General features: G+C 69.8%; 25 protein-coding genes. 22 read left to right on the forward strand and 3 right to left on the reverse strand.

The genetic code is table 11. The features are described from left to right. Positions 1 to 3: 3 nt before the first annotated feature. The gene (locus AB0J40_RS01055; RefSeq protein WP_364445818.1) at positions 4 to 1,167 is read right to left on the reverse strand and encodes an acyl-CoA dehydrogenase family protein; all 1,164 of its coding nucleotides are present in this window, start codon (positions 1,165 to 1,167) and stop codon (positions 4 to 6) included. Positions 1,168 to 1,237: 70 nt separating this feature from the next. On the opposite strand from AB0J40_RS01055, the gene AB0J40_RS01060 reads away from it, so the two are divergent. The 14 genes from AB0J40_RS01060 (at position 1,238) to AB0J40_RS01125 (ending at position 14,150) form a co-directional block, all read left to right on the forward strand. Then, on the forward strand, positions 1,238 to 1,429 hold the full coding sequence (locus AB0J40_RS01060; RefSeq protein WP_364445819.1) for a ferredoxin: 192 nt from the start codon (positions 1,238 to 1,240) through the stop codon (positions 1,427 to 1,429). Between the two features lie 82 nt (positions 1,430 to 1,511). Beyond that, the gene (locus AB0J40_RS01065) at positions 1,512 to 2,369 is read left to right on the forward strand and encodes a 3-oxoacyl-ACP reductase (RefSeq protein WP_364445821.1); all 858 of its coding nucleotides are present in this window, start codon (positions 1,512 to 1,514) and stop codon (positions 2,367 to 2,369) included. After that, entirely contained in the window at positions 2,366 to 3,130 is a 765-nt protein-coding gene (locus AB0J40_RS01070; protein WP_364445823.1) for a glucose 1-dehydrogenase, read from the forward strand. Before AB0J40_RS01065 ends, AB0J40_RS01070 begins: the two co-directional genes overlap by 4 nt. A gap of 84 nt (positions 3,131 to 3,214) precedes the next feature. Further along, positions 3,215 to 4,003 (forward strand): ABC transporter permease, encoded by a 789-nt coding sequence (locus tag AB0J40_RS01075; protein WP_364445825.1) that lies wholly within the window; start codon positions 3,215 to 3,217, stop codon positions 4,001 to 4,003. Continuing rightward, the gene (locus AB0J40_RS01080; protein WP_364445827.1) at positions 4,003 to 4,845 is read left to right on the forward strand and encodes an ABC transporter permease; all 843 of its coding nucleotides are present in this window, start codon (positions 4,003 to 4,005) and stop codon (positions 4,843 to 4,845) included. The genes AB0J40_RS01075 and AB0J40_RS01080 overlap by 1 nt, the downstream gene beginning before the upstream one ends. Next, on the forward strand, positions 4,842 to 6,164 hold the full coding sequence (locus AB0J40_RS01085) for an MCE family protein (RefSeq protein WP_364445829.1): 1,323 nt from the start codon (positions 4,842 to 4,844) through the stop codon (positions 6,162 to 6,164). Before AB0J40_RS01080 ends, AB0J40_RS01085 begins: the two co-directional genes overlap by 4 nt. Then, positions 6,161 to 7,198, forward strand: coding sequence for an MlaD family protein (locus AB0J40_RS01090; RefSeq protein WP_364445831.1), 1,038 nt, complete (start codon positions 6,161 to 6,163; stop codon positions 7,196 to 7,198). Before AB0J40_RS01085 ends, AB0J40_RS01090 begins: the two co-directional genes overlap by 4 nt. Continuing rightward, a complete protein-coding gene (locus AB0J40_RS01095; protein WP_364445833.1) occupies positions 7,195 to 8,226 on the forward strand; it encodes an MCE family protein in 1,032 nt (343 codons plus the stop codon). Before AB0J40_RS01090 ends, AB0J40_RS01095 begins: the two co-directional genes overlap by 4 nt. Beyond that, positions 8,223 to 9,416 (forward strand): MCE family protein, encoded by a 1,194-nt coding sequence (locus tag AB0J40_RS01100; RefSeq protein WP_364445835.1) that lies wholly within the window; start codon positions 8,223 to 8,225, stop codon positions 9,414 to 9,416. The genes AB0J40_RS01095 and AB0J40_RS01100 overlap by 4 nt, the downstream gene beginning before the upstream one ends. After that, positions 9,413 to 10,558 (forward strand): MCE family protein, encoded by a 1,146-nt coding sequence (locus AB0J40_RS01105; RefSeq protein WP_364445837.1) that lies wholly within the window; start codon positions 9,413 to 9,415, stop codon positions 10,556 to 10,558. The genes AB0J40_RS01100 and AB0J40_RS01105 overlap by 4 nt, the downstream gene beginning before the upstream one ends. Next, positions 10,555 to 11,790: an MCE family protein gene (locus tag AB0J40_RS01110; protein WP_364445839.1), complete on the forward strand. Its 1,236-nt coding sequence runs from the start codon at positions 10,555 to 10,557 to the stop codon at positions 11,788 to 11,790. Before AB0J40_RS01105 ends, AB0J40_RS01110 begins: the two co-directional genes overlap by 4 nt. After that, positions 11,787 to 12,269, forward strand: coding sequence for a hypothetical protein (locus AB0J40_RS01115; RefSeq protein ID WP_364445841.1), 483 nt, complete (start codon positions 11,787 to 11,789; stop codon positions 12,267 to 12,269). Before AB0J40_RS01110 ends, AB0J40_RS01115 begins: the two co-directional genes overlap by 4 nt. Then, on the forward strand, positions 12,266 to 12,748 hold the full coding sequence (locus AB0J40_RS01120) for a hypothetical protein (protein WP_364445843.1): 483 nt from the start codon (positions 12,266 to 12,268) through the stop codon (positions 12,746 to 12,748). Before AB0J40_RS01115 ends, AB0J40_RS01120 begins: the two co-directional genes overlap by 4 nt. A gap of 175 nt (positions 12,749 to 12,923) precedes the next feature. Beyond that, positions 12,924 to 14,150: a DUF222 domain-containing protein gene (locus AB0J40_RS01125; RefSeq protein WP_364445845.1), complete on the forward strand. Its 1,227-nt coding sequence runs from the start codon at positions 12,924 to 12,926 to the stop codon at positions 14,148 to 14,150. 826 nt (positions 14,151 to 14,976) lie between these two features. Here the strand turns inward: AB0J40_RS01125 and AB0J40_RS01130 are convergent. Further along, positions 14,977 to 15,456 carry a hypothetical protein gene (locus AB0J40_RS01130; RefSeq protein ID WP_364445847.1) on the reverse strand — a complete coding sequence of 160 codons (480 nt, stop codon included), beginning with the start codon at positions 15,454 to 15,456 and terminating at the stop codon, positions 14,977 to 14,979. Between the two features lie 63 nt (positions 15,457 to 15,519). Here AB0J40_RS01130 and AB0J40_RS01135 point away from each other — a divergent pair, with 63 nt between their 5' ends. From AB0J40_RS01135 to AB0J40_RS01150, 4 genes are all read left to right on the forward strand, one after another. Further along, positions 15,520 to 16,761, forward strand: a complete 1,242-nt coding sequence (locus AB0J40_RS01135) for an aminotransferase class I/II-fold pyridoxal phosphate-dependent enzyme (protein WP_364445848.1) — start codon at positions 15,520 to 15,522, stop codon at positions 16,759 to 16,761. A 116-nt stretch (positions 16,762 to 16,877) separates the two neighbouring features. Further along, entirely contained in the window at positions 16,878 to 17,846 is a 969-nt protein-coding gene (locus tag AB0J40_RS01140; protein WP_364447248.1) for a ferritin-like domain-containing protein, read from the forward strand. A gap of 67 nt (positions 17,847 to 17,913) precedes the next feature. Further along, on the forward strand, positions 17,914 to 19,017 hold the full coding sequence (locus AB0J40_RS01145; RefSeq protein WP_364445850.1) for an FAD-dependent monooxygenase: 1,104 nt from the start codon (positions 17,914 to 17,916) through the stop codon (positions 19,015 to 19,017). After that, positions 19,014 to 19,910 carry an aminoglycoside phosphotransferase family protein gene (locus AB0J40_RS01150; protein ID WP_364445852.1) on the forward strand — a complete coding sequence of 299 codons (897 nt, stop codon included), beginning with the start codon at positions 19,014 to 19,016 and terminating at the stop codon, positions 19,908 to 19,910. Before AB0J40_RS01145 ends, AB0J40_RS01150 begins: the two co-directional genes overlap by 4 nt. A gap of 28 nt (positions 19,911 to 19,938) precedes the next feature. Here the strand turns inward: AB0J40_RS01150 and AB0J40_RS01155 are convergent, their stop codons facing one another. Next, the gene (locus AB0J40_RS01155; protein ID WP_364445854.1) at positions 19,939 to 20,982 is read right to left on the reverse strand and encodes a LacI family DNA-binding transcriptional regulator; all 1,044 of its coding nucleotides are present in this window, start codon (positions 20,980 to 20,982) and stop codon (positions 19,939 to 19,941) included. 221 nt (positions 20,983 to 21,203) lie between these two features. Here AB0J40_RS01155 and AB0J40_RS01160 point away from each other — a divergent pair, with 221 nt between their 5' ends. The 4 genes from AB0J40_RS01160 to AB0J40_RS01175 are packed head-to-tail and all read left to right on the forward strand — an operon-like array spanning position 21,204 to position 25,691. After that, on the forward strand, positions 21,204 to 22,487 hold the full coding sequence (locus AB0J40_RS01160) for an extracellular solute-binding protein (RefSeq protein ID WP_364445856.1): 1,284 nt from the start codon (positions 21,204 to 21,206) through the stop codon (positions 22,485 to 22,487). Beyond that, positions 22,487 to 23,419 (forward strand): sugar ABC transporter permease, encoded by a 933-nt coding sequence (locus AB0J40_RS01165; RefSeq protein WP_364445858.1) that lies wholly within the window; start codon positions 22,487 to 22,489, stop codon positions 23,417 to 23,419. Before AB0J40_RS01160 ends, AB0J40_RS01165 begins: the two co-directional genes overlap by 1 nt. 8 nt (positions 23,420 to 23,427) lie before the next feature. Beyond that, positions 23,428 to 24,312 (forward strand): carbohydrate ABC transporter permease, encoded by an 885-nt coding sequence (locus AB0J40_RS01170; protein WP_364445860.1) that lies wholly within the window; start codon positions 23,428 to 23,430, stop codon positions 24,310 to 24,312. Between the two features lie 17 nt (positions 24,313 to 24,329). Next, positions 24,330 to 25,691 carry a GH1 family beta-glucosidase gene (locus tag AB0J40_RS01175; protein ID WP_364445861.1) on the forward strand — a complete coding sequence of 454 codons (1,362 nt, stop codon included), beginning with the start codon at positions 24,330 to 24,332 and terminating at the stop codon, positions 25,689 to 25,691. The last annotated feature ends 3 nt before the right edge of the window (positions 25,692 to 25,694 follow it).

Consider the following 25,694-nt stretch of genomic DNA (forward strand, 5'->3'; position numbering starts at 1 on the left):
CTCCTAGCGCGTGACGGGCAGGCCGAGGGCGGTCGCGGCGATCATGTCCCGCTGGATCTCGTTGGTGCCGCCGCCGAAGGTGAGGATGAGCGCCGACCGGTGCAGCCGCTCGATCCGTCCCGCGAGCAGCGCGCCCGGCGAACCGTCGCGGACGACGGCGGCCGCGCCGAGCACCTCCATCAGCAGCCGGTAGGCCTCGATCGCGAACTCCGTGCCGTACACCTTCGTCGCCGACGCCTCCGCCGGCCCGAGCTCGCTCGCCGCGGTCGCCCAGGCGATCCGCCAGTTCCGCAGCTTCAGGTACTCCGCGCCGGCGTGCACCCGCGCGAGGTGCACCCGCACCCATTCCTGGTCGATGGCGCCGGTTTCCTTCGCCCACGCCAGGACGTCGGCGAGCGCCTTGCGCACCGGCGCCGACGACGTCAGCGCGACGCGCTCGTGGTTGAGCTGGTTGGTGATCAGCGGCCAGCCGGCGTTCTCCTCGGCGACGCGCGCCGACACCGGCACGCGCACGCCGTCGTAGTAGGTCGCGCTCGTGCCCGCGCCCGCGACCGTGTGCACCTTCGTCCAGGAGAAGCCTTCGGCGGACGTCGGCACGATCAGCATCGACAGCCCGCGGTGCTTCTTCGCGTCCGGGTCGGTCCGGACGGCGAGCCAGACGTAGTCGGCGTACTCGATCAGGCTGGTCCACATCTTCTGGCCGGTGACGACGTACTCGTCGCCGTCGCGCACCGCGCGCGTCCGCAGCGACGCGAGGTCGGTGCCGGCCTCTGGCTCGGAGTAGCCGATCGAGAAGTGCAGCTCGCCCGCGGCGATCTTCGGCAGGTAGAACGCCTTCTGCTCGTCGGTGCCGTAGCGCATGATGGTCGGCCCGACGGTGTTGACCGTGAGGAACGGGACCGGCACGCCGGCGATCGCCGCTTCGTCGGTGAAGATGAGCTGGTCGAGCATCGACCGGTCCTGCCCGCCGTACTCCTTCGGCCAGCCCAGCGCGAGCCAGCCGTCCTTGCCCAGCTGCCGGACGATCTCCTTGTAGGCCAAGCCGTCGCCGTACTCGCCGCCGCCCGCGCGCAGGCTCTCCCGCCGTTCCGGCGTCATCAGCTCGGCGAAGTACTCCCGAAGCTCCGCGGCCAGCGCGCGCTGCTCCGGTGTGTAGTCGATCCGCACCCGTCACCTCGATCCGGCGTTATAGTAGAACCTGTTCTAGTTGTACCAGGACTCACGCGGCGGAGGAAGCATGGAGATCGGCGTCGATCGTTCGCTCTGCGAGGCGAACGCGGTCTGTGTCGGGTTCGCGCCGGACGTCTTCGACCTGGACGACGACGAGGAACTCGTCATCCAGCCGGGCCCGGTGCCGACCGATCGGATAGAACAAGTTATAGATGCGGTCAAAGGCTGCCCGAAGAACGCCCTGTTCATCGCCGGTTAGCACTGTTCACTGAACCTCTTGCGGAGAGCAAGAACAGATTCTAGTGTAGGCGCGGTCACAGGACTCGATGAGGAGGCCTCGCGTGAGCCTGACCGGCAGGACAGCGATCGTAACCGGCGCCGCCGCCGGATTGGGACGGGCCGAAGCCCTCGCCCTCGCCGCGCGCGGGGCCACCGTCGTCGTCAACGACATCACCGAGGCCAAGGACGTCGTCGACGAGATCGAAGGCGCGGGCGGCAAGGCCGTCGCGGTCGCCGGCGACGTCGGCGACCGGGCCACCGCGGACGCGCTCATGGCGGCCGCGCTCGACCTCGGCGGGCTCGACATCGTGGTCAACAACGCGGGCGTGCTGCGCGACAAGATGCTCTTCTCGATGTCCGACGACGAGTGGGACACCGTCCTGCGCGTCCACCTGCGCGGGCACTTCCTGTTGTCCCGCAACGCCACCAAGTACTGGCGGGACAAGTCCAAAGCGGACGGTCAGCCGGTGTACGGCAGGCTGGTCAACACCGCGTCCGAGGCGTTCCTCATCGGCTCGCCCGGCCAGCCCAACTACGCCGCGGCGAAGGCCGGCATCACCGCGCTCACCATGTCGGCCGCCCGCGGCCTGGCCAAGTACGGCGTCCGCGCCAACGCGATCTGCCCGCGCGCGCGGACGGCGATGACCGAGGGCGTGTTCGGCGCCGCTCCCGCCGAGGGTGCCGACCCGCTCTCGGTCGAGCACGTCGCCCCGTTCGTCGCCTATCTCGCCTCGCCCGCGGCCGAGCACGTGAACGGCCAGGTGTTCATCGTCCACGGCGGCACGGTCGCCCTGGTCGAGCCGCCGCGGATCGAGCGGCGCTGGTCGCTCGACGAGCTCGAGACGTCGGTCAGCGCCTTCTTCGCCGACCGCGACCCCGGCCGGATGTTCGCCGCCACCGAGATCCTGGGAGAGTCATGAGGCTGGACGGGAAGATCGCCCTGATCACCGGCGCCGCACGCGGTCAGGGCGCCGCGGCCGCACGCGCCTTCGTCGCCGAGGGCGCGAAGGTGCTGATCGCCGACATCCTCGACGACGAGGGCAAGCAGCTCGCCGCCGAACTGGGGGAGCAGGCCGTCTACCAGCACCTCGACGTCGGCGACGAGGACGGCTGGGCCGCCGCCGTCGACCGGGCGACGACCGAGTTCGGGGCGCCGAACGTGCTGGTCAACAACGCGGGGATCCTCCACTTCTCCGAGCTCGGGCAGACGAAGCTGGCCGATTACGAACGCGTGATCCGGGTGAACCAGATCGGGGCGTTTCTCGGGATGCGCTCGGTCGTTGAACCGATGACCGCCGCCGGCGGTGGCTCCATCGTCAACGTGTCCTCTGTGGAGGGACTGGCCGGGATGCCCTACCTGATCGCCTACACCGCGAGCAAGTTCGCCATCCGCGGGATGACCAAGGTCGCCGCGATGGAGCTCGGCCGCAAGCACATCCGCGTCAACTCGGTGCACCCCGGCGCGATCGACACGCAGATGGTCGAGACCGCGGCGGGCGGGCAGAAAGTCGACATGTCGTACGTCGGGAAGAAGGTCGCGCTCGGCCGGGTCGGGCAGCCGGAGGACATCGCGAAGCTCGTCCTCTTCCTGGCCAGCGACGAAAGCGCGTACTGCACGGGGGCGGAGTTCGTCGCGGACGGCGGCGCCACGGCGTCGCACGCGCTCAACCTGAGTTTCTAGACGATCAGTTAACACCGCTAACGAAAATCGGGCACCGGGTATGGAGAACACTCGGAGGTCAGCGACGACCTACTGGGAGGTGTGGTGAGCGAGAGCACGGGCACGCTCCCGGGAACCGCGGCCCTGACCCAGGTCGGCCGCCTCGCGACCCTCTCCTGGGAAGTCCTGCGCGCGATCTTCAAACGCCCGTTCCAGACCCGTGAGTGGATCCAGCAGTGCTGGTTCTTCGCCAGCGTCACGATCCTGCCGACGGCGCTGGTGGCCATCCCGTTCGGCGCGGTGATCGCGTTGCAGCTCGGTTCGCTGACCGCGCAGATCGGCGCCCAGTCGTTCACCGGTGCGGCCAGCGCGCTGGCGATCGTCCAGCAGGCCAGCCCGCTGATCACGGCGTTGCTCGTCGCGGGCGCCGGCGGCAGCGCGGTCTGCGCGGACATCGGCGCGCGCAAGATCCGCGAAGAGATCGACGCCATGGAGGTCCTCGGCGTCAACCCGGTCCAGCGGCTGATCGTGCCGCGCGTGCTCGCCGCGATGGTCGTTTCGGTGCTGCTCAACGGCTTGGTGAGCGTGGTCGGCGTGCTCGGCGGCTACTTCTTCAACGTCGTCCTGCAGGGCGGCACGCCCGGCGCGTACCTGGCCAGCTTCAACGCGCTCGCCCAGGTGCCGGACCTGTGGGTCAGCGAGATCAAGGCGCTGCTGTACGGCTTCGTGGCCGGCGTCGTCGCGGCGTTCCGCGGGCTGAACCCGCCGCCCGGGCCGAAGGGCGTCGGCGACGCCGTCAACCAGGCCGTCGTCATCACGTTCCTGCTGCTGTTCCTCATCAACGTCGTGCTCACCGCGATCTACCTGCGGATCGTCCCGCCGAAGGCCATGTGATGACGGCCGTCGACAGCGACCGGACGCTCGAGTACATCGCGCGTCCCGGCCAGAGCCTGGAAGGACTCGGCAAGCAGCTCGCGTTCGCCGCGAAAGCGCTCGCCTGGTCGCCGCGCACGATCCGCCGCTACAGCCGGGAAACCCTGCGGCTGCTCACCGAGGTCTGCTTCGGCACCGGTGGCCTCGCCGTCATCGGCGGCACGCTCGGCGTGATGATCGGGATGACGCTCTTCACAGGCCTCATCGTGGGCCTGCAGGGCTATTCCGCGCTCAACCAGCTCGGCACGGCCGCGCTCACCGGGTTCATCTCCGCGTACTTCAACACCCGCGAAGTCGCGCCGCTGTCGGCCGGGCTCGCCTTGAGCGCGACCGTCGGCTGCGGTTTCACCGCCCAGCTCGGCGCGATGCGGATCTCCGAGGAGATCGACGCCCTGGAAGTCATGGGCGTGCCGAGCATGCCGTACCTGGTGACGACCCGGGTGCTCGCCGGCGTCGCCGCGGTGATCCCGCTGTACGCGGTCGGCCTGCTGTCGAGCTACCTCGCGTCCCGGCAGATCACCATCTGGCTCTACGGCCAGTCCGCCGGCACCTACGACCACTACTTCACGCTCTTCTTGCCACCCGGCGACGTCCTCTGGTCGTTCGGGAAGGTGATCGTGTTCAGCGTGCTCGTGATCCTGTCCCACTGCTACTACGGCTTCCACGCCAGCGGCGGCCCGGCGGGCGTCGGCGTCGCGGTGGGCCGCGCGGTCCGGACGTCGATCGTGCTGATCTCGGTGCTGGACTTCTTCCTGTCGCTGGCGATCTGGGGCGCGAACACGACGGTGAGGATCTCCGGATGAGGCGCGAGCTGTGGCAGCGGCTCCGGTACCAGGTGCTGGGGCTCGCCTTCCTGCTCGTGGCCGCGTTGTTCATCGCGTTCACCCTCGCCGTCTACAACAAGACGTTCACGCCCGTCACGCTCGTGAAGCTGGAGACCGACCGGGTCGGCAGCCAGCTGCGCACCGGCGGCGACGTCAAGGTCCGCGGCATGCTCGTCGGCGAAGTCCGCTCGGTGCTGGCGAAGGGCGACCACGCCGAGCTGGAGCTGGCCCTGGATCCGGACAAGACGCACGTCATCCCGCGAAACGTCTCCGCGCGCCTGCTGCCGAAGACGCTCTTCGGCGAGCGGTACGTCGCGCTGCAGCTGCCCGAGACGTCCGAAGGCCCGATCAAGGCCGGCGACGTCATCCCGCAGGACCGCAGCAGCGCGGCGATCGAGCTGCAGAAGGTCCTCGACGACGTCATGCCGCTGCTGCAGGCCGTGCAACCGGAAAAGCTGTCGAGCACGCTGACGGCGGTGTCGACCGCGCTCGACGGCCGCGGCAAGCAGCTCGGCCAGACCCTCGTCCAGCTGAGCGACTACCTCGGCAAGCTCAACCCGTCGTTGCCGGACGTCAAGGCCGACATCACCGGCCTCGCGAACGTCGCGAACACCTACGACAAGGCCGCGCCCGACCTCCTGCAGGCGCTGTCCGACCTGACGACGACCAGCCGGACGATCGTCGACCAGCGCGCGCAGCTGAGCGACCTCTACGCCACCGTCACCGCGGCTTCCGTGGACCTCACGAGCTTCCTGCAGGTCAACAAGGACAACCTGATCCGGCTCACCACGGCGGTCCAGCCGACGCTGGACGTCCTCGCGAAGTACGCGCCCGAGTACCCGTGCCTGCTGCGGCAGCTCGCGGAGTCCGTGCCGCGCGCGGAACTGGCGTTCGGCAAGGGCACCGCGCACCCCGAGGTCAGCCGGGTCACCATCGAGTTCGCCGCCAGCCGCGGCAAGTACCTCCCCGGCGTCGACGAGCCGAAGTACGAGGACAAGCGCGGCCCGCGCTGCTACCCGCAGGTGCCCCACCCCGGGGTGTGGCCGCAGTACCCGCCGGACGGCGCCATCAAGGACGGCTCCAGCAAGCCCCCGCCGCCGAAGTACCCGCCCGAGTCGCTGCCCGCCGGTGGTGGCGCCATCGGCGGCGACGGCACGATCGTCGGCTCGGCCTACGAAAACGACCTGATCGACCTGCTGGCCTCGCCCGCGCTCGGCACCTCGCCCGGCGACGTGCCCGGCTGGGCCGGCCTGATCGTCGGGCCGCTCTACCGCGGCGCGGAGGTGGAGCTGAAGTGAGGAGTTTCGTCCCGTCGCTGATCAAGCTCACGGTGTTCGCCGTCGTCACCGTGCTGCTCACCGGGATCCTGGCGGCCACCATCGCGAACACGAACTTCGGCGAGACGTCGGGCTACCTGGCGAAGTTCACCGACGCGTCCGGGCTCAAGGAAGGTGATGACGTCCGCATCGCCGGCGTCAAGGTCGGCCAGGTCGACGCGATCGAGGTGGTCGAGGGCGAGCGCAACCTGGCCCAGGTCCGGTTCGACGTCGAGCGCACCTACCGGCTGCCGGAGACGGTGACCGCGACGATCAAGTACCGCAACCTCGTCGGGCAGCGCTACCTCGCGCTCGGCACCGACGTCCCCGGGCAGAAGGCCCTCGAAGACGGCGGCACGATCCCGCCCGAGCGCACCAAGCCCGCGTTGAACCTCACCGTGCTGTTCAACGGCTTCAAGCCGCTGTTCAAGGCGTTGAGCCCCAAGGACGTCAACCAGCTCTCGGCCGAGATCATCAGCGTCTTCCAGGGCGAGGGCGGCACGATCACCAGCCTGCTGCAGCACACCGCGTCGCTGACGACGGCGATCGCGAGCAAGGACCAGGTGATCGGCCAGGTCATCGCCAACCTCAACACGGTCCTCGGCACGGTCAACGCGCACGGGCCCCAGCTCGGCGACCTCATCGAGCAGACCCAGAAGCTGGTCAGCGGGCTGGCCGAGCAGCGCAAGCCGATCGGCGACGCGGTCAGCGCGCTCGGCGACCTCGCGGTGTCCACGACGGGGCTGCTCGCCGACGCGCGCCCGGCGCTGAAGGACGACGTCGCACAGCTCGGCGTGCTGTCGCAGAACCTCGGCGACTCGGGCGAGCTGCTCAACCACCTCCTGGAAGTGCTGCCGGGCAACCTGCAGAAGTTCACCCGGACCCTGAGCTACGGCAGCTGGTTCAACTACTACCTGTGCGGGATCACCGGCACCATCGGCATTTCTTCGCTCGACATCACCCTGCCGATCGTCCCGCTCCCCGGCACGAAGCGCGCGGAGAGGTGTGGTCCGTGAAGCCGCTGAAGGATCGCAACCAGGCGGGAGTCGGCGCGGTCGCGCTCGTGCTGATCGTGCTCGTCACGGCCACGACGTACTTCTCCGACCAGCTCCCGTTCTTCGGCAACGGCACGACGTACTCGGCGTACTTCGGCGAGTCCGCCGGGCTGGCGCCGGACAACGAGGTCGAGGTCGCCGGGGTCAAGGTCGGCACGGTGTCGTCGGTTTCCCTCCGGGGCAAGCAGGTGCTGGTGCGGTTCCGCGTCAAGGACGTCCGGGTCGGCGACGCCACGACGGCGTCCATCGAGATCAAGACGCTGCTGGGGGAGAAGTACCTCGCGCTCGACCCGAAGGGCGACGGCACCCAGGAGCCGGACTCGACGATCCCCCAGGCCCGCACGCGCACGCCGTTCCAGCTGCAGGACGCCTTCGAACAGCTGTCGACGACGGTCGGCGACATCGACACGAAACAGCTCGCGGACAGCTTCAACGCGTTGTCCGACAGCCTCAAGGACAGCCCGCAGTACCTGAAGGACACGCTGACCGGGCTGTCGTCACTGGCTCGCACGGTTTCCTCCCGCGACGCCGATCTGCACACGCTGCTGGCCAACACGAGCCAGGTGTCGAAGACGCTGTCCGACCGCAACGCCCAGCTGCAACGCGTGATCAGCGACGGCAACCTGCTGCTGACCGAGCTGCAGAACCGCAAGAAGGCGATCAACGCGCTGCTCACCGGCACCCAGCAGCTCTCGCAGCAGCTCACCGGGCTCGTCCAGGACAACCGCGCGCAGCTGAAACCGACGTTGGACAAGCTCGGGAAGGTGACCGACATCCTGCAGCGCAACCAGGGCAACCTCGACAAGAGCCTGCAGCTGATGGCGCCGTTCGCCCGCGTCGGCGCGAACGCCACCGGCAACGGCCGCTGGTTCGAGGGCTACCTGTGCGGGCTGCTGCCGCCGACGATCAACGCCGGCGTCGTGACGATCAACCCCGAAGGCTGCACCCCGCCGATCGCGGCGCCGAACCAGGGGGTGGGCGGCCGATGACCATCCGGACCTACCGCGGGCGCAGCCTGGTGACGTGGCTGGCGTTCGCGTGCGTGCTCGCGTTGGTGGTGACGGCCGGGCTGTGGCTGGTGTTCCGGGAATCCACCGGGACGAAACTGTCCGCCTACTTCGGCAAGACCGTCGGGCTCTACGCCGGTTCGTCGGTGCGGGTGCTCGGCGTGCCGGTCGGGCAGGTCACCGACGTCACGCCGCAGGGCGACGCGGTGCGGGTGGACATGCGCGTCGACGATGTCCGGCTGCCGGCCGACGTCGGCGCGGTCGTCGTCGCGCCGAGCCTGGTCAGCGACCGGTACGTCCAGCTGACCCCGGCCTACGACAGCGGCCCGGTCCTGGCTTCCGGAACCGTGCTGCCGCGCGACCGCACCGCGACCCCGGTCGAGCTGGACGACCTGTACTCGAGTCTCGACAAGCTGTCGACCGCGCTGGGACCCAACGGCGCCAACAAGGACGGCGCGCTGTCCGGCGTCCTGGACACGGCCGCGAACACGTTGCAGGGCAACGGCGCTTCGCTGAACTCGACGGTCGGCCGGCTCGCGGACCTGGCCAAGACCCTCGACGGCTCGAAGGACGACCTGTTCTCGACCGTGCAGAACCTGAACTCCTTCACCGGCGCACTCGCCCAGAGCGACCAGCAGCTCAACGAGTTCTACGGGCGTGTCGCCGACGTCAGCCAGTTCCTCGCGGCGGATTCTTCCGACGTCGGCGCGGCTTTGCAGTCCCTCGGCGGGGCGCTCGGTGACGTCCAGCAGTTCGTCAACGACAACAAGGGCGCGTTGGAGTCCAACGTGGACAAGCTGGCGTCGCTGTCGAAGGTGCTGGTCGACCAGCGGGCGGCGCTCGCCGAAGTCCTCGACATCGCCCCGACCGGCGCGACGAACTTCATCAACTCCTACGACGCGGCGTCGGGCACGATCGCCGTCCGCGACAACCTCAACGAGCTGACCAACCCGCCGATCCTCACCGTCTGCCGGCTGATCAGCTCGTTCACGCCGAAGGAAGTCCCGGACACGCTGGGGAACATCTGCAAGCAGCTGGCGCCGGTCCTGGACGGCGCGTTGAAGCTGCCGACCATCCCGCAGGTGCTCAACTCGCTGCAGAACGGGACCCTCCCGCCGCTGCCGCTCCCGCTGGTCGACGTGATGGAGCAGCTTTCGGGCGGTGCCAAGTGAAGCGGTTCGCAGGGGTGCTCGCCGGGCTGCTCGTGCTCGCCGGCTGCAGCGACGGCGGGTTCAACGGCCTCTACGGCACGCCGCTGCCGGGCGGCGCGGACGTCGGCGACCACCCCTACCACGTCACCGCGCTGTTCACCGACGTGCTCGACCTGGTGCCGCAGTCCAGCGTCAAGGTCAACGACGTCGCGGTCGGCCGCGTCGACAAGATTTCCCTGACGCCGGACACGCGGTCCGCGCTGGTCTCGATGACCGTCAACGGTGACATCGCGTTGCCCGCCAACGCGCGGGCCGAGCTCAAGCAGTCGTCACTGCTGGGCGAGAAGTTCGTCGAGCTGAGCGTGCCGACGGCCGAGCCGGCCACCGGCCACCTGGGCGACGGCGCCCAGATCCCGCTCGGGCGCACCAACCGCAACCCCGAGGTCGAGGAGGTGCTCGGCGCGCTCTCGCTGCTGCTCAACGGTGGCGGCGTCGAGCAGATCCAGAAGATCAGCCACGAGCTGAACGACGCGTTGTCCGGCAACGAGCCGGAGATCCGCGCGCTGCTGTCCCGAATGGACGAACTGGCCACGCAGCTCGACGGGCACCGCACCGAGATCCTCCGCGCGATCGACGGGCTCGGGAAGCTGTCGAAGACCCTGGCCGGCCAGACGCAGAACCTGTCGAACGCGCTCGACAACCTCGCGCCGGGCCTGAAGATCGTCACCGACCAGCGCGACCAGCTGGTCGGCATGCTGAACGCGCTCAATACGTTGTCCGGCGTCGCCGTCGACACCGTGACGAAGAGCCGTGACGAGCTCGTCGCGAACCTCAAGGCGCTGCAGCCGACGTTGACGAAGCTCGGCGAAGCGGGTTCCAACTTGCCGAACGCGTTGCAGATCCTGCTGACGTACCCGTTCCCGGACTACGCGGGCAACGTGATCAAGGGCGACTACGCGAACGTCGAGGCGAACGTGAACCTCGACCTGGACACGCTGATCTCGAACTTCACGAACTCGTCGCAGCCGCCGATCGCGCTGCCGTCCGGGCAGCCGTCCGCCGTCGCGCCGCCGTTGCCGCTGCCCGACCTCGGTTCGGTCCCGCAGTCCGCGGGGCCCGACCTGCTGGGCGGCCTGCTCGGCCTGATCGGGGGTGGCAAGTGACCACCCGCAAGATCCGGATCCAGCTGTTCGCGTTCGTCGTCATCGCGGTGGTGTCGGTCGTCTACGCCGGCGGCCACTACGCCGGGCTGGACCGGCTGTTCGGCAACCGCGGCTACGTCGTCACCGCGCAGCTGACCGACTCCGGCGGCATCTTCGTCAACTCCGAGGTCGCCTACCGCGGGGTGACGGTCGGGCGGGTCACCGGGATGACGCTGACCGAGCACGGCGTCGACGTGGCCCTCGACATCGACTCGGGAGCCCCGGACATCCCGGCCGACGCGCACGCGCAGGTGGCGAACCGGTCGGCGGTGGGGGAGCAGTTCGTCGACCTGCTGCCGCTGCACGACGGCGGGCCGTACCTGAAGGACGGTTCGGTGATCACGGCGGACAAGACGTCACTGCCGCCGTCGCCGGACACCGTGCTGTCGCATTTGGACGATCTGGTGGCGAGCGTGCACCCGGAGTCGCTGCGGACGGTCGTGGACGAGACGTACAACGCGTTCGCCGGCGCGGGGCCGGAACTGCAGCAGCTGCTGGACAGCACGGGCTCGCTGACCGCCGTCGCCACGCAGTACGTCCCGCAGACGCAGGGGCTGTTCGCGAACTCGCGGGTCGTGCTGGACACGCAGCAGCGGCAGGCGGCGAACATCACCGACTTCGCCTCCGGGTTGCGGACGATCGCGGGTCAGCTCAAGAAGTCCGACCCGGACCTGCGGCGCGTGATCGCTCAGGCACCGCAGCTGAGCCGCCAGATCAGCGACGTGCTCGCCGCGTCCGGCACGGACTTGGGTGTGCTGTTCGCGAACTTGCTGACGACGGCGCAGATCACGTCGTCCCGTCGCGACTCGATCGAGGAACTGCTGGTGGCGTACCCGATCATCGGGGCGTTCTCGCCGTCGACGTCCCCGGACGGCACCGGTCACCTGGGCGTGGTGTTCAACTTCTTCGACCCGGCGTCGTGCACGAAGGGGTACGAGGGGACGAAGCAGCGTCCGGCGAACGATCTTTCCGAAGCCCCGGTGAACATGAACGCGTACTGCGCCGAGCCGCCGGGCAGCCCGACGGGCGTGCGCGGGGCGCAGAACGCGCCCTACGCGGGGAAGCCGCCCGCGATTCCGGCGGCCCCTTCGCAGCAGGCTGCTTCCTCGGCCCCGCAACAGCTTCCGGGGATGCTGAGCCTGTTGACGGGCCCGTCGTCCGGTGGCCTCGGCCGGCTGTTGGGCGCACCGTGAGGGTACTGGTCGTAGCGGCGGTGCTGTCGGTACTGGCGGCCCTGTTCTCCGGTTGGACCTGGTGGCGCGCGGCGTCGGACGACTCTTTGGCCCGCGGTCGCGAGCGCGACGCGGTGCTGGCCGCCGCGGGACCGGAGCTGGTGACGCTGAACACGATCGACTACCGCTCGGCGGGCGCGGACGTGGACCGCTGGATCGCGGCGACGACGGGGCAGTACGGAAAGGACCTGTCGGGCGACCGCCAGTTGCAGATCGACCGGGCTTCGACTGCCCGCACGGTCTCGTCGGCGTCGCTGGTGCAGGCGGCGGTCACGGAGATCGACGTCGCCGCCGGTTCGGCCCGGTTGCTGGCGGTGCTGGACGTCCGGGTGTCCACGGGCGGCGCGGCCGCTGCTCCGCGTCTGAACCGGTTGACCGTGGACGTGTCCCGTTCTCCTGACGGCTGGAAGATTTCCGGCGTTCAGGCGGCCGGCTCATGACTCGGGTGCTGGCTGTCGTTGTGGTTCTTGCTCTGGGTTGCGCTGTGTGGTTCGGGATCGAGACGGCGTCGCTTTCGCCGGGGGACAACCAGGCTTTGGTGGATTCCGCTGGGACCGCTGCCGTGTCGGCTGAGGTCAGTGATGCGGTGAAGTCGGTCTTTTCGTATGACTACGCGAATCTGGCTCGGACTGAGCGGGCGGCTTCTCAGGTCCTGATGGGCGACGCGGTCCGTCAGTATCAGGACCAGTTCGCTTCGGCTCGTACTCGGGCTGTTGCGGAGAAGCTTGTGCGGACTACCACCGTTCGGGCGGTGGGTGTTCGGTCCCTTGTGGGGGATGATGCTTCGCTCTTGCTTTTCTTGGATCAGCAGACCGTTGCTTCTGGTGGGGGTGCTCCTTCTTCTGCTGTTGCTCAACTTTCTGTTACTGCCAAGCGGGTTGATGGTCATTGGAAGCTTGCTTCTTTGACTGCGCTGTAGGTGGTTGGGTTCAAAGATGCGGCTTCGCCGGGGCGTGGGGAATCGGCGCTCCGGTGGTTGCTCTTTTGTTGTGGTCGGCAGCGCCGATTCCCCACGCGACGGTGTCCCTGCCGGGCTTACTCTTTCTACCCTATCGTGTGATGATCATGTGTTTGGGTTCGGCTAACCTTGTTGTATGGCAACGGAAACGGTGCGGCAGACAGATGCGATGGTCCTGGCCGATCGCATCTCCACCCTGCTCGCCGTGGTGCGGTCTGCCGAGGCTGAGATCGGTGCGCTGCTGGTGGAAATCGAGTCTCGCGGAGTCATGGAACTCTTCGGCTACCGCTCGGTCGCCCGACTCCTCGAACATCTCGCCGACATCCCGAAGTCGGCTGCGGAGACGATGGTCAACCGAGCCCGGTCCCTGCACCCCGGCCACCACCTCGACAGCCCTCCACCCGTCGCCCCCTCTACCGCGGCCGCCGCGGCGGAGGGCCGCCTGAGCAACCCGATGATCGACACCATCGTCGGTGCCCTCACCCAGATTTCGCCCGCCCATCGCGAGGACGCCGAACACCACCTGCTGGCCCTGGCATCGCAGGCGGGCTACAAGCAGGTCGCTGCCCTGGGAGCCCGCATCATCGCCCACCTCGACCCCGACGGCCCCGAACCCGACCCCACCGAACCCGCCGTCCCCGCCCGGGAACTGTCCCTGCGCCGCAAAAGAACCGGGATCTGGGAGCTGCACGGCCGCTTCGACGACGAAACCGGCACCCGCGCCAGCGCCCTGTTGGATGCCTTGGCCGAACGCCGCACCAACCCCTCCGAGGGCGCCGACCTGCGATCCCCGCAGGAACGCTACGGCGACGCCTTCTCCGACGCGATCGACCTCGCCCTCAACTCCCCGGACCTGCCCATGCAGGCCGGGGAACGGGCGCACGTGATGGTCGCGGTGTCGCTGAAGGACCTCAAAGCTGGCGTCGGTCAGGCGACCCTGGGCGACACGGGCACGATGACGGCGGCAGAAGCCAGGATCCATGCCTGCGACAGCATGATCATCCACGCGGTGCTGGGCGAGAACAGCGAACCCCTGAACCTCGGACGGCTCCGCCGCCTGATCTCCGCAGGCCTCCGCCGAGCGCTCTACTTACGCGACCGAGGCTGCGCCTTCCCCGGCTGCCACCGCCCACCCCGCCACTGCCAGGGCCACCACATCCACCACTGGGCCGACGGCGGCCCGACAGACCTGAACAACCTGGTGTTGATGTGCGCCCACCACCACCGACTACTCCACCGTTCCGGTTGGGAGGTCCGCATCGCCGCCGACGGCCTCCCGGAGTTCCTCCCGCCAGCATTCCTGGACGAGCACCGAAAACCCAGGCGCAACAACCTGCACCAACCGCTGCCATTCGCAGCCTGAGCCAACCGCACACGGGAAGGCCCGCAGCCACAAGGCTACGGGCCTACACCCACGTCCATATCCGGCCCGCACCAGCAAACGAACCCGATGCCAGACACGCACCGCACCGGAATCGTCTCAAGGGAACGTGCTTGACCTCAGCGCTTCGGCCGCGGCAAACCCCGCTCCGGCTAGCGACCTGCGCAACCGCCTGCCACCTGATCGTCTCAGGCGAACGTGCTCAACCTCAGCGCCTCGTCCGCGGCAAACGCGCTCCGGCCTGTCTGCATGACTGCCTGCGTCCGCCCCGATCGTCCAGGCGGGTGCGCCGTCCTCCGCGCCTCGGCCACGGAAGCCCGGGTCCGACCCGTGTCCTGCGTAGCCGTCTGCACCCAACGCTTAACCGTCTCAGGCGAGTCCGACCCGTGTCTTGTGCGACCGCCTGCACCCGCCACCTAGCCGAATGAGGCGGCTACCTTGTTGCCTCACCCGGCACACCGCTCCGGCTCGTGTCCTGTGCAACCGCCTGCGCTCGGCACCTGATCTTCCCCGGCGGGTGTGCTCGACTTCAGCGCTTCGGCCACGGACGCCCGGTCCGGCCCGTGTCCCACGTAGCCGCCTGCGCCCACCACTCATTCGTCCAGCCGGATGTCCCCAGTCTCAGCGCCTCGGCCGCACTCCGGCTCGCTTCCTACACAATCGCCCCGACCGTCCAGGCAGTGGGCAGTGCCTCGCTGGTCGCATCCCCGTTCCGGACGGGTGACCTTCGCAACCATCTGCGGTCCAACCGCCCCAGCCCGATAACCCCACCGGAGCCCCGCCGAGGCCGGCGCCCACCGCCCGTCGCCTAACCGTCCCAGACCGCCGCCCCCTGGCGCAGGACCTCGACCTCCGACCGAACCGACACCGGCCACATCTCCACCACGTACCGGTAATGCTCCCCGTACTCGTGGTCATTCCAGTCGACCGACGGCGGCCCGGCCGGCACATAAGACACCCGGGCCCGGTACAACCCCGGCGGCACCGAAAAGAACTTCTCCTGCGACGGATAGTCGGCAGGCCCGGAAATCACCACCCGGCCGCTCGGAACCGGAAGATCTGCTTCCACCACGTGCTCGGCCGCAGGCGACAACGCCGGCGGGGAAGGCAGCAGCGTCACCGAAGACTCCACCAGATCCGACCGCGCCGTCGCGATCGCGATGCCGCCCGGCTCGGCTGCGATCCGGTGAAATTCCACCGCCGCTGATGTCCAGCCGCTGCCGTCCAGGCGGGAACCGGAGTCGCGCAACGAGAACTGGCGCTGGTCGGCGTGGACTACCAAATGCACACCTACCACCCTAGCCAGGACCCGCCCCGAAATGGTATCGACGCCGGGTTTAGCGTTGACGCCATGACCACTGCTTCCGTCGACGTCGACACGGCCCGCCGCGACTATGCGGCCCTGGTCGACCGCGGCCTCTCCCTCGACATCACCCGCGGCAAGCCCTCCCCGGAGCAGCTCGATCTCGCGAACGGCCTGCTGACCCTCCCCGGCGACGGCTCCTTCAAGGCCGAGGACGGCACCGACGTGCGCAACTACGGCGGCCTCAAGGGCCTGCCCGAGCTGCGCCGCATCTTCGCCGGCGCGCTGCAGGTCCCGGCCGAGCAGCTGCTCGCCGCCGGCAACTCGAGCCTCGAGCTCATGCACGACGCCGTCGTCCAGGCGCTGCTCTCGAAGCTCCCCGGTGCCGAGCGCCGCTGGGCCGATGAGCCCGTCCTCAAGTTCCTCGCCCCCGTGCCGGGCTACGACCGCCACTTCGCGCTCACCGAGCGCTTCGGCATCGAGCTCGTCCCGGTCGCCATGACCGCCGAGGGCCCGGACATGGACGCCGTCGAGACGCTGGTCGCCGAGGACCCCGCCGTAAAGGGCATCTGGTGCGTCCCCAAGTACAGCAACCCCACCGGGGTCACGTTCAGTGATGACGTCGTCCGGCGGCTCGCCACCATGCGCACCGCGGCGCCCGACTTCCGGATCTTCTGGGACAACGCCTACGCCGTGCACCACCTGACCGACGACGAGCCGGCCCTGGCCGACATCCTGGCCCTCGCCGCCGAGGCCGGCAACGCCGACCGCGTCTTCGTCTTCGGCTCCACCTCGAAGATCACCTACGCCGGCGCCGGCGTGGGCTTCTTCGGCGCCTCCGAGGCCAACCTCGCCTGGTGGGTCGGCAACATCGGCAAGCGCACCATCGGCCCGGACAAGGTCAACCAGCTGCGGCACGCCCTCTTCCTCAAGGACGAGGACGGCGTCCGCGCCCACATGCGCAAGCACGCCGAGATCATCGGCCCGAAGTTCGCGGCCGTCGACCGCATCCTCACCGAGGAGCTGTCCGACCTCGCGTCCTGGACCAAGCCGACCGGCGGGTACTTCATCTCGCTGACCGTGCCGCAGGGCACCGCGAAGGAGGTCGTGCGCCTGGCCAAGGAGGCCGGTGTCGCGCTGACCCCCGCCGGGGCGACCCACCCGCACGGCAACGACCCGGCCGACGCCGTGATCCGGATCGCGCCGACCTTCCCGAAGCTCGCCGACGTCGAGGAGGCCGTCCGCGCGCTCGCCGTGTGCGTCCGGCTCGCCGCCGCGCAACGCGGCTGACCTGCGCAAACAGAACCGGGAAGAACTTTTTCCCGATTTGACCGAGCCGGGGGCCGTCCAGGTACGTATCACCGTTGGGTGAGGTGGACGAACTCGTCACGAGAGGACGTCCCCCGGTGTTCGGAAAACGCTACACAGAGCAGCTGATCGAGCGCAGCGCGGAGAACGCGACCGACCGCCGCCGCTTCCTCAAGGCTGCGGGAGCGGCGGGACTCGGCGTCGCGGGCGCCGGTGCGCTCGGTACCGCGCTGTCGCTGGGCCTCGGCTCGGCGGGCGCTACTTCGCAGTACCCGCAGCAGAACGCGCAGGACGCCGCCGCCAGCGACGCCGCGGTGCTGAACTTCGCGCTCAACCTGGAGTACCTCGAGGCGAACCTGTACTCGTTCGCCGTCTACGGCTACGGGCTGAACGAGAAGTACGTCAACGGCGTCGGCAACCTCGGCAAGGTCTCCGGCGGGCACGCCGTGAAGTTCAAGAGCGAGCACGTCAAGCAGATCGTCCAGGAGATCGCCGGCGACGAGGTCGCCCACGTCAACTTCCTGCGCAAGGCGCTCGACAAAGCCGCCGTCGCGCAGCCGGAGATCGACTTCCAGAACAGCTTCACCGCGGCCATGCAGGCCGCGGGGGTGATCAAGCAGGGCCAGACGTTCGACCCGTTCGCCAGCGAGAACAACTTCCTGCTCGCCGCCTTCCTGTTCGAAGACGTCGGCGTGTCGGCCTACAAGGGCGCGGCGCCCCTGGTGAACAACAAGACGTTCCTCGACGCGGCGGCGGGCATCCTCGCGGTCGAGGCCTACCACGCGGGCATCGTGCGCGCGCAGCTGTTCGAACGCGGCCTCGGCGACGTCACGAACAAGATGTCCGACGCCCGCGACAGCCTCGACGGCAAGGCCGACGACGACGAAGGCGTGCTCAAGGACGGCAAGGCGAACCTCGTGCCCGCGGACGCCAACGGCGTCGCGTTCGGACGCTCGGCCGACCGCGTCCTCAACATCGCCTACCTCAACCCGGACAAGGTCTCCTCCGGCGGCTTCTTCCCGCGCGGCCTCAACGGCGACATCGCCACCAGTGGCGCCAAGGAGTGAGCGCCGCGTGCCGCCCTCACGGTAACGTCGTGAGCGGCGGCACGCGGAGTTCACGAGGGGGCGCGGAGTGCGGGTTCTGGTCGCGGGTGGCGGGATCTCCGGCACGGTCACGGCGATGGCGCTGAAGCTGGCCGGGCACGACCCGGTCGTCTTCGAGGCCTACCCGGCCGGCGGGGACGACATCGGCGCGTTCCTCACGATCATGCACAACGGCATGGACGCCCTGCGCGCGATCGGCGCCGGCCAGCCGGTGATCGACAGCTCCTTCGCGGCGTACGGCGTCGAGCTGGTCGCCCCGACCGGGGAGACGGTCGGGCGGCGCGAATTCGACACCGAAGGCCTCGACGGGCCGCGCACGCTCACCCGCGCGACGCTCTACCGCGTCCTGCAGGAGGAGGCCGCGCGCCGGGGTGTCCCGCTCGAGCACGGCAAGCGCTTGGTGAGCGCGAAGCCGGGCGCGGACGGCGTCACGGCCGAGTTCGCCGACGGCACCATCGAAACAGGTGATGTGTTAGTCGGCGCGGACGGGTTGCACTCGGTGGTCCGGACGCTGATCGACCCGGACGCCGATGCGCCGCGCTACACCGGCCAGACCGTCGTCTGGGGCTACACACGGGCGCCCGGGCTGCCGTCGGCGGCGGGGATCTACCGGATGGTCCGCGGCAGCAAGGCGGCCTTCGGGTTCACGACCGACCCGGACGGCGCGACGTTCTGGTTCGCCCGGATCCCCGACGCCGAGCGACCCCGCGCGGAGCTCGCGGCGGTCACCCCGGCGGGGTGGCGCGAGTTCGCGCACGCGGCGTTCGCCGGGGAACCGTTGCCCTGCGCGGACATCATCGCCGCGACGGGTGACGAGGTGTTCGGCGGCCACTCCTACGACTTTCCCCGGACGCGGATCTGGTCGACGCGGGAAATGGTGCTCGTCGGTGACGCGGCCCACGCCGCCGCCCCGGCGGACGCGCAGGGCGCGTCCATGGCGGTCGAAGACAGCGTCGTCCTCGCGCAGTGCCTGCGCGACCGGCCGGACCCGGCGTCGGCGTTCGCGGCCTACGAAGGACTTCGCCGCGAGCGCGTCGAGAAGCTGGTCGCGTCGAGCGCGGGGGAAGACGTCGGCGAAAAGCCGGGCTGGGTCTACGCGCACCACATCGACTGGACCGCGAAGATCCGGTGAGCACGCTCGGCCCGCCGCCCCGGCGCATCACCGTCGACGCGGACCAGGTGCGACGCCTCGTCGCCGACCAGTTCCCGCGGTGGGCGCACCTCCCGGTGCGGCCGGTCGCGGACGGCGGCTGGGACAACCGGACCTTCCACCTCGGCGACACGATGACCGCGCGGCTGCCCAGCGCGGCGGAATACGCCTTGGCGGTCGAGAAGGAACAGCGCTGGCTCCCGGTGCTCGCGCCGCTTCTGCCGTTGCCGGTCCCCGTCCCGCTGGCGAAGGGCCGGCCGGGCGCGGCTTACCCCTTCGAGTGGTCGATCCTCCCGTGGCTGGACGGCGAGCCCGCGCGGCCCGAACGCGTCGCCGACCCCGTCGGGTTCGCGGCCGACCTGGCCGGGTTCCTGGCGGCGCTGCGGAGCGTCGACACCACCGGCGCGCCCCGGCCGGGCAAGCACAACTGGTTCCGCGGCGGCACCCTGCGCACCTTCGACGAACTGGTCCAACGCTCCCTCGACGGCGCAGACTGGGCCCGCGAGATCTGGCAGACCGCGTTGGACACCCCCTGGGACGGCGTCGAGCGCTGGCTCCACGGTGACGTCGCCGAGGGAAACCTCCTGCTCGCCGACGGGGAACTGGCCGCGGTCATCGACTTCGGGACGTGCGGAGTGGGCGATCCGGCCTGCGACCTGGCGATCGCGTGGACGCTGCTGACCGCGGACGGCCGGCGGGTGTTCCGCGAGCGCCTCGCCGTCGACGACGCGGAGTGGGCGCGCGGCCGCGGCTGGGCGCTCTGGAAAACGCTCGTCACCTGCGCCCGCACCCGAGGCCGCGACGACCGCGAGGCCACCGAAGCCCGGCGCGTCCTCGACGAAATCCGCACCGAGCACCAAGCCGGTCGTGAGTGAGAAACCGCGTTAGAACACTGTTTCCCACTCACGAGGGGGAGCCGCAGGAGTCGCGGACCACCAGCTTCGTCGGCAGCCGCACCGGATCCGGGGCCACTCCCGTGTCGATCATCGACAGCAGCGCGCCCGCCGCCGCCGTGCCGAAACCCGGCTTGTCCTGGGCCACCGTCGTGAGCGCCGGGTCGACCAGGGAGGCCACCTCGATGTCGTCGAACCCCACCACCGCCAGGTCGTCCGGCACCCGCAGTCCCGCCGCGCGCGCCGCCAGCAGGGCGCCGACGGCCATCTCGTCGCTGGCCGCGAACACCGCCGTCGGCGGGTCCTTGCGGGCCAGCAGCCGGCGCATCCCGACGAACCCGCTCTCGCGGTAGAAATCCCCGGTGACCACGTAGTCCTCGCGGGCCGCCAGCCCCGCTTCGGCCAGCCCGCGCAGGTAACCGTCGGTGCGGGCGGCCGCGGGCGCGTTGCCGCGCGGGCCGGTGATCGTCGCGATCCGCCGGTGGCCCAGCGCGGCCAGGTGCCGGACGGCCTCCGCCGCGCCCGCGGCGTTGTCCGACGTCACGTAGGTCGCCCGCGGCCCGGACAGCGCCACGTCCAGCGCCACGCACGGCAGCCCGGACTGGGCGAACGTCCCGAACGCGTCGGCGTCGGTCCCGCTGTCGATCAGCACCAGCCCGGCGAGGTGGTGCCGGCGGGTCATGCTGACGTACGCGATCGGGTCGGCCAGCGACACGCCGGGGTTGCGGTCGCGGGCGTCGTCGCTCGTCGCGAGCAGCAGCAGGTGGTAGCCGTGCGAACTGAGCGCGGATTTGAGGCCCAGCAACAGGTCCTGCAGGAACGGGTGCCGCCAGCCGGGCCGCCGGTGGTCGGTGTCCCAGACCAGCCCGACCATCGCCGAGCGCTGCCGCGACAGCGCCCGCGCCGACTCGTTCGGCGAGAAGTCGAGTTCCCGGGCGACGCGCTCGACGTGCTCGCGCGTCGTCGCGCTGACCGTGGCGGGGCGGTTGAACACCCGCGACACAGTCGCGACCGAAACCCCGCAGAGCTGGGCGATCTCGCGGGCGGTGACCATCTTGACCTCCACTGCTGCTTTTCGGGGGTTCGGGTGGCGAAGCCCCCGACGGAGGCGAAGCCTCGAATGGCGCAGCTGTAACCGGTTACATTGGTAGCACATGATCTCGTACTGGGTAAATGCCGAGCCTGGTTATCATTTCGTTACTTGACGGATGACCGCTGGGAGCGCTCTCATGGGTCCCGCGTTTTCCGACCGGCCCGCAGAACAACGGAGATCTCATGCGCCCGAAAACGACAACCCGACGGACCCGCCTGATCGCCGTGGCGGGCGCTGTCCTGGCCGCGGTCACCGCGTTGAGCGCCTGCGGGAGCAGCGACGCCGGCGGTGGCGGGAAGGTCAAGCTGAGCCTCGGCCTCTTCGGCAACTTCGGCTACACCGACCTGATCAAGGAGTACCAGGCCGCGCACCCGGACATCGAGATCACCGAGCGGACCGCGTCCTACTCCGACCACCACAAGAACCTCGCCGCGCACCTGGCCACCGGCGGGGGTGCCGCGGACATCGAGGCGATCGACACCGGGTACGTCGCCCAGTTCAAGGCGACGCCGGACAAGTTCGTCGACCTCAACACCGTCGGCGGCGACAAGCTCAAGGACCGTTGGCTGGGCTGGAAGTGGGCGGCCTCGCTGGGCAAGGGCGGCCAGCAGATCGGCTACGGCACCGACGTCGGCGGCCTGGCCATCTGCTACCGCCGCGACCTGTTCGAGAAGGCCCAGCTGCCCGCCGACCGCGACGCCGTCTCCGCGCTGTGGCCGACCTGGCAGGCGTTCTTCGAGACCGGCAAGCGCTTCCAGGCAAAGGCCCCGAACGGCGTCAAGTTCATGGACGGCGGCCCCACCGTGCTGAACGCGATCTTCGGCCAGGCGCCCGTCGGCTACTACGACCGGAACGACCAGCTCGTCGTCGACAGCAACCCGGCGCTGCGCACCGGCTGGGACCAGGTCGTCGACGCCGTCAAGGCGAACCTCTCGGCCGGCCTGCTCTACAGCACGCCGACCTGGAACACCGGGTTCACGCAGGGCCAGTTCGCCACCGTCACCTGCCCGGCGTGGATGATGACCAAGATCAAGGACCAGGCGCCGGACACCGCGGGCAAGTGGGACGTCGCGACCGTGCCCGGCGGGGGCGGCAACTGGGGCGGTTCGTACCTGACCGTGCCCAAGCAGGGCAAGCACACCAAGGAAGCCGCCGAGCTCGCCGCCTGGCTGACCGCGCCCGAGCAGCAGGCGAAGGTCTTCACCAGCCAGGGCCTGCTGCCCTCGACGCCGTCGCTCTACGACGACCCGAAGATCACCGGCTACACCAACCCGTTCTTCTCGGGCGCCCCCGTCGGCAAGCTCTTCACCGACGCGGCCAAGAAGCTGAACCCGCAGTACCAGGGCCCGAAGGCCGGTGACGTCCAGACGGAGTTCGGCAACGCGATGCAGCGCGTCGAGCAGGGCAAGCAGGACGGCGCGGCGGCGTGGCAGCAGCTCGTGGCCGACGTCAAGAAGATCAAGTAATGGCACTGAAGGAAACGCTGAGCTGGGCCGACCGGCGGCACAAGTGGGACGTCAAGCTGTCGCCGTTCGGCTTCATCAGCCCCTACTTCCTGATCTTCGGCGTCTTCGGGCTGTTCCCGTTGCTGTACACGGCTTTCGTGTCGCTGCAGGACCGGAACCTGCTCGACGCCGAGGGCGCGAAGTTCATCGGGTTCGGCAACTACGAGCAGCTGCTGTTCCACGACCCGTACTTCTGGAACGCGATGGGGAACACGGTCAGCCTGTGGCTGCTGACCACGATCCCGCAGATCCTGTTCGCGCTCGGCATCGCGCACCTGCTCAACCGCAGGCTGCGCGGGCGGACGCTGTTCCGGATGGGCATGATCCTGCCGAACATCACCTCGGTGGCGGCGGTGACGATCATCTTCGCGCAGCTGTTCGGCCGGGACTTCGGCCTGGTCAACTGGGTGCTGAGCTGGTTCGGCGCCGGCCAGGTCGACTGGCAGGCCGGCACGGCCAGCTCGCACACCGCCATCGCGGCGATGGTGGTGTGGCGCTGGACCGGCTACCACGCGCTGATCTTCCTCGCGTCGATGCAGGCGATCCCGTCGAGCATGTACGAGGCCGCGACGCTCGACGGCGCCCGCGGGTGGCAGCAGTTCTGGCGGATCACCGTCCCGCTCCTGCGGCCGCAGATCATCTTCTCCACGGTGATCGCGACGACCGGTAACATGCGGCTGCTGGCCGAGCCGCTGCTGTTCAACCCCGGCACGGCGGCCGCCACGGGCGGTTCGGACCGGCAGTTCCAGACCGCCGCGCTTTACCTCTACGAGCAGGGCTTCACCAAGTACGACTTCGGCTACAGCTCGGCGATCGCGCTGATCCTGGCCGTTGCCACGATGCTCGTCGCCGGCGTGTCGTACCTGGTGACCCGGCGCATCCAAACGGACTGAGGAGCGACATGACCACCGTGCTGACCTCGGCACCCGCCGCGGCGCCGAGCCCGCCCGGCCGGGCGAGGCGGCTGGTCCGGCGGGCCACGAGCCCGTGGACCTACGCCGCGCTGATCGCGATCCTGGCCGGCTCGGCGTTCCCCGTGTACTGGTCGTTCGTCGTCTCCTCGCAGACGACGGAGGCGGTCGGCAGCGTGCCGCCGGTGCTCGTCCCCGGCGGGCACCTGTTCGAGAACATCGCCCGCGTCTTCGACGAGACGGACTTCGCGCTGGCGCTGGGCAACTCGCTGATCGTCGCGGGCACGATCACGGTGTCGGTGGTGCTGTTCTCGACGCTGGCCGGGTTCGCCTTCGCCAAGCTGAAGTTCCGCGGCCGGACCGTGCTGCTGCTCATCGTCGTCGCCACCCAGGCGATCCCGACCGAACTGGGTGTCGTGCCGCTCTACATGATGATGGCCGACTTCGGCTGGGCCGGGCAGCTGCAGGCGGTCATCGTGCCCGGCCTGGTCACCGCGTTCGGCGTGTTCTTCATGCGCCAGTACTTCGAACGCGCGCTGCCGCTGGAACTCCTGGAGGCCGGGCGGATGGACGGCTGCGGCTCGCTGCGGCTGTTCTGGCACGTGGCGCTGCCGGCGGCCCGCCCGGCCGCGGCGGTGCTCGGGCTGTTCACCTTCATGCAGGCCTGGAACGACTTCTTCTGGCCGCTGGTCGTGCTGGTGCCGGAGAACCCGACCGTCCAAACCGCACTGTCCACCCTGGCCAGTGGCTACACCACCGACTACACGCTCGTGCTCACCGCCGCCACCATCGGCACCGTCCCCGTCCTGCTCGTGTTCCTGCTGTTCGGCCGCCAGATCGTCGGCGGCATCATGCAGGGCGCGCTCAAGGGCTGACCCTCCCGGAGCTCACTGTGACCACCAGCTTCCCGCCCGGCTTCCGCTGGGGCGTCGCGACCTCGGCGTTCCAGATCGAGGGCGCCACCACCGCGGACGGCCGCGGACCGTCCATCTGGGACACCTTCGCCGCGGTCCCCGGCGCGGTGGCCGGCGGCGACACCGGCGAGCCGGCGGCGGACCACTACCACCGCTGGCGCGAGGACCTCGCCCTGCTCCGCGAGCTGGGCGTCGACTCCTACCGGTTCTCGGTGTCCTGGCCGCGCGTCCAGCCGGACGGGCGCCGCTTCGAGCGCCGCGGCCTCGGCTTCTACCGGCGGCTCGCGGAAGCGTTGCGGGAACAGGGGATCGAGCCGTTCCTGACGCTGTACCACTGGGACCTGCCGCAGGCGCTCGAGGACGAAGGGGGCTGGCGGTCCCGCGACACGGCCCACCGGTTCGCCGAGTACGCGGCGCTGGTGCACGAAGAGCTGGGCGACGTCGTCGACCACTGGACGACGCTGAACGAGCCGTACCCGTGCGCGGTCGCGGGCTACGGCGAGGGCCGCCACGCGCCGGGCGCGCGCGAAGGCCACGGCGCGTTGGCCGCGGCCCACCACCTGCTGCTCGGGCACGGCCTGGCCGTGGGGGCGATGCGGGGGCAGGCGACGCCGCAGCACCAGTTCGGGATCGTGCTGAACCAGTCGCCCGCGGTACCGGTGACGGACTCGGCGGCGGACGCCGCGGCGGCGGCCCGCCAGGACACGCTGCTGCGCCGCCAGTTCACCGACCCGCTGTTCGGCGGCCGGTACGCGCCGGGCCTGACGGCGATGTTCAGCGGCGTCTCGGACTTCTCGTTCCGCCTCGACGGCGACCTGGAGACGATCGGCGCACCACTGGACTACCTGGGCGTCAACTACTACTACCGGCTGCACGTGGCGGACGCCCCGCACCGCGAACCCGACCCGGCGCAGCGCACGGTGGCCGACATCGGGGTGGACACCTCGCGGCTGCCGGACGTCCCGCGCACGGGGATGGGCTGGCCGGTGGAGCCGGAGGGGTTGACGGAAGCGTTGGTGGGCCTGCACAACCGCTATCCCGAGTTGCCACCGCTGTACGTGACGGAGAACGGCTGCGTGTACGCGGACCGGAGCGATTTCGCCGACTACGAGCGCATCACGTTCCTGAGCGAGCACATCGAGGCGGCCCGCGCCGCCGCGGCGGCGGGGGTCGACCTGCGCGGGTACTTCTGCTGGTCACTGCTGGACAACTTCGAGTGGGCCCACGGGTACAAGCACCGGTTCGGTCTGGTGCACGTGGACTACGTGACCCAGCGGCGCACGCCTCGGGCGAGTTTCCGCTGGTACCGCGACTTCGTCGCGGCCCAGCGGCTCGGCTGACGC

Origin of the sequence: Amycolatopsis sp. NPDC049691, assembly GCF_040675005.1 — a bacterium.
GTDB lineage: Bacteria > Actinomycetota > Actinomycetes > Mycobacteriales > Pseudonocardiaceae > Amycolatopsis.